Below are 3,507 nucleotides of genomic sequence, written 5' to 3' on the forward strand. Positions count from 1 at the left end.
TGCATATAGATCTTTGGGTGCTATAGCTTTCATATTGGCAATGTAGCTAAATTCTTAGAGAATTGGAATGTGAGCCCTAATTTTCAACCGGAGTTTGGGGTAAATAGATATTCTGTGAACCGGCGGATCTCTCGGAAGATTGAAAGATGAAGAAGGAATAGTAGTATCAGGAGCAGGCCCGGTATGACAAAGCACCAGTATGTCCATGGATATGGGAAAGATGACTCTGAAAGGCTCGTTAAACAATCAGAGGCACTGGAAGAGATTCTCCATGCAGATGAGGATTTTCCCGCAGGCACGCAGATCCTGGAGGCCGGATGTGGTGTCGGCGCCCAGACGGTGATTCTTGCCCGCCGGTTTCCGGGGTCGGATATTCTCTCGGTGGATATATCAGAGACCTATCTGGCACAGGCCGAGGAGCGGGTGAAATCCTTTGGATATACCAATGTCACCTTCCGTCACGCCGATCTTGCAACAACTGACCTGCCGCCGGAGAGTGCGGACCATATCTTCGTCTGTTTTGTGCTGGAGCATATCCCGGAACCGGAGGCAGCGCTTGCAAACCTCTGTCGTGCCCTCCGGCCGGGCGGGTCGGTGACGGTCATTGAAGGGGATCACGGCTCTGCCATCTTTCATCCCGAGAGCCCGGACGCCCGGCATGTGGTGGACTGCCTGATTGAACTCCAGCAGCGTGGCGGAGGTGACGGGAATATCGGGCGGCGTCTCTACCCTCTTCTCACGGCTGCCGGATTTTCAGAGGTCAGCGTGACACCGGCACCCGTATACGTGGACGCGGGCCACCCGGAACTGGTGGAAGGGTTTACCGAAAAAATATTCATCGCGATGGTGGAGGCCTCACGGGAGGCGGCATTCCGGGCAGGCATCTCTGATTCCGTTCGCTGGGATGCAGGGATTGCCGCACTCCGGCGGACGAAGGAGCCGGATGGCACCCTCTACTATTCGTTCTTCAAGGCAACTGCGGTGAAATGAACGGGGCGGGAACATCCGGTTCAGCATGACTGATGCCGAGTATGCGAAAGACTGCCCCCTCCCAGATCTCACGGATCTCCGGCTCTTCAACACCCGTTGCAGCAAGTTTCTGCACACCAAGAGAGGCTGCCTGAACCATCAGGGCGGAGCGGGCCGTGTCCAGTGCCGGGTCAATGGTTCCCCGTTTCTGCTGATCGCGGATGAATGATTCGATGGCGCTGCCCACCTCTTTTCGTATGGTGGTAACCTTTTTTTTCACCTCCGGGTCGCGGGCAGCAAGCGGGAAGAAGTCAAACATTACATCTCCTTTTCCGAAGATGCCGGGGTGCACGGTGTTTTCGTAGATATTGCTGATGGTGGTATGGAGGTCTTCATCCGGCGTCCGGGCGATGGCCTCACTGAACCGCCGGATGATGCACTGGATCACTTCACGGGAGAGTTCATGCTTGTTTGTAAAGTAGAGGTATATCGTCCCCTTTGAGATTCCCAGACGGGCGGCGATATCCTCCATCCTGAGAGAGTGGTGTCCTTTCTCCTTTGCCTCAAGGTAGGCGGCCCGGAGAATCTTCCGGCGGACCTCTTCTTTATATGCGGGTATCACTTTTGGCATCTGCACTTCCTGCATACCCATTAGCCGTTGAAAAGGAAATAATGAATGACCATTCATTATTTGTGGGGTCGCCCTCTCTTCTGGACAGGTGGTATGCACATCTCCCCGGCAGGGGCGTACACACCGTGCAGATGCCTGAGACCGGGGTAGAGCTGAACTGTAAATTTAGAAAAACAGGTAATATGGGCTGAGGTTTTGGCCTCATCCTTTTTTTTCTCTTAAATACTACGCGGCGATCGTGGTTGCAGCCGCGAGTGCTGCAAGGACGAAGAAGGCAAGCACAGCCATAAGTATTGCCGGTAAAAAGACCGCGATGAAGGCCCGTGTGGTGGATATCTCGTGCAGTTCTTTTATTGCAAGAATTTCAAGAGCAAGTGACCAGAACCCTGCGAGGATGCCGATCATGGGAATCCAGCCGAAGATCAGGTTCGGGGTGAGGGAGTAGATGATGGTCCGCATGGTGGTGGCGAGTCCCTTCCTTCCGCCTGCGATATAGACGAAGATGTGGAGAATGATACCTGCGATGAAGAGTGCGATGACACCGAAGATGATGATGAATATGATGGACGCAATGACCATCCCAAGGGTACCTAATGCGGCGAGGCCGCCCACCCCGAGGGCCCCCAGTCCGGCTTCAGCACCGGCCATTCCTCCGACCACGCCCATAAACAGTCCGAGCATAATTCCGGTCAGTACTCCGTAGATCACAAGGAAGATAATGAAATACCGCAATGTGTCTCCGAGGCTCTCATCTCTGTGTGCAATCAGTGTCTGTGTCGGATCGAGAAGGAATCCTTTTACGTTATCGATGAATCCTGTTGACATGGTAATTGTTCACCTGCTGATGTGTTTTAATTTATTTCTGATAAAAGTATTCACCACCTCATCGCCTCCTGCCTCTGCTCCTCCGGCATCTTCTCAAGGGCATAGCGGAATGTGGTTCGCGGCATTCGGTCTGCATGTGCCTTCAGGAATGCAAAGACCTCGTCCGGGTGATCTGCACTGGCGACTTTCAAGAGCCAGCCATACCCTTTCTGCACCATCGGGTCAGTGTCTTCCAGCATCTCTTCTGCGATGCTGAATGCCAGTTTGGTGTGGATGCCCGTTTTTACGGGAACAATGAGGGAGACGGCAGCCCCCCGGCGAACCCAGCGGTTTGAATCTTTTGCCCACTCCAGGGTACGGTCTGCCGCATCCGGGTGACTGAGGAAATACGAGCCGACGGGCCTTGTGCAGAGATCATCACGAAGAAATCAGGCAGGAAGCCCACGACTTTAGTCGTTGGAGGAATGCCGTCAGAAAGGTATATGCATATACAGGGCCAGTGACTCTGTATCTGTGCTACTAACTGTGAAGGTCAAACTCCTTTCAGACCAGGAACAACACAATGCTTTGTTAAAAACAATGGAACGATTCAACGAAGCATGTAATTGCATTTCTGACGTAGCATGGCAGAACCAAATATTCGGGAAAATCGGACTTCAGAAACTTATTTATAGTCCCACACCATACTTTTATTAATAACCCCGTCGAACATTGGCTATGCCCAGGCCAGTGCAGATCCTTATTGAAAGGCACCTAACATCTGAAGACATCAGTCTTCGAATAAAATCCCTAGAAAAAGATACGAAGGTATTGAAAAGATTATATTTCATAAAATATCGATATGAGGGCTATAGTGTCGAAAAAGCAGCCCAATTAGTGTGTGTTTCACATAATACAGCTTATATCTGGCAAAGAAGGTGGAATGAATTTGGCTACGAGGGTTTAATTCCAAAATATGCCGGTGGAAAACCCTCGAAACTTTCAGATAAACAAAAAGAACAATTGGAAATGACGCTTAAAGATCAGGACAATTGGACTACTAATGAGGTCAGAAACTTAATTTTTGATGAATTTAAAGTTGA

At 51.1% G+C, this 3,507-nt stretch carries 4 protein-coding genes and 1 pseudogene; 2 read left to right on the forward strand and 3 right to left on the reverse strand.

The genetic code is table 11. The annotated features are described in order from the left end of the window. Positions 1-183 precede the first annotated feature (183 nt). Positions 184-990, forward strand: a complete 807-nt coding sequence (locus MKMG_RS11015) for a methyltransferase domain-containing protein (RefSeq protein ID WP_165077972.1) — start codon at positions 184-186, stop codon at positions 988-990. Here MKMG_RS11015 and MKMG_RS11020 read toward each other — a convergent pair. From MKMG_RS11020 to MKMG_RS11030, 3 genes and pseudogenes are all read right to left on the reverse strand, one after another. Then, positions 968-1,600, reverse strand: a complete 633-nt coding sequence (locus tag MKMG_RS11020) for a TetR/AcrR family transcriptional regulator (RefSeq protein WP_165077974.1) — start codon at positions 1,598-1,600, stop codon at positions 968-970. The two genes, MKMG_RS11015 and MKMG_RS11020, sit on opposite strands and share 23 nt — an antisense overlap. A 225-nt stretch (positions 1,601-1,825) precedes the next feature. Beyond that, the gene (locus MKMG_RS11025) at positions 1,826-2,425 is read right to left on the reverse strand and encodes a YIP1 family protein (RefSeq protein WP_165077976.1); all 600 of its coding nucleotides are present in this window, start codon (positions 2,423-2,425) and stop codon (positions 1,826-1,828) included. A 50-nt stretch (positions 2,426-2,475) separates the two neighbouring features. Continuing rightward, positions 2,476-2,832: pseudogene (locus MKMG_RS11030) on the reverse strand (DNA alkylation repair protein); the annotation flags it as partial. A gap of 310 nt (positions 2,833-3,142) precedes the next feature. On the opposite strand from MKMG_RS11030, the gene MKMG_RS11035 reads away from it, so the two are divergent. After that, positions 3,143-3,507 (forward strand): helix-turn-helix domain-containing protein (locus MKMG_RS11035; protein ID WP_165077978.1); only part of this gene is annotated, 365 nt, incomplete at its 3' end.

This window comes from Methanogenium sp. MK-MG (genome assembly GCF_009914725.1).
GTDB lineage: Archaea > Halobacteriota > Methanomicrobia > Methanomicrobiales > Methanomicrobiaceae > Methanogenium.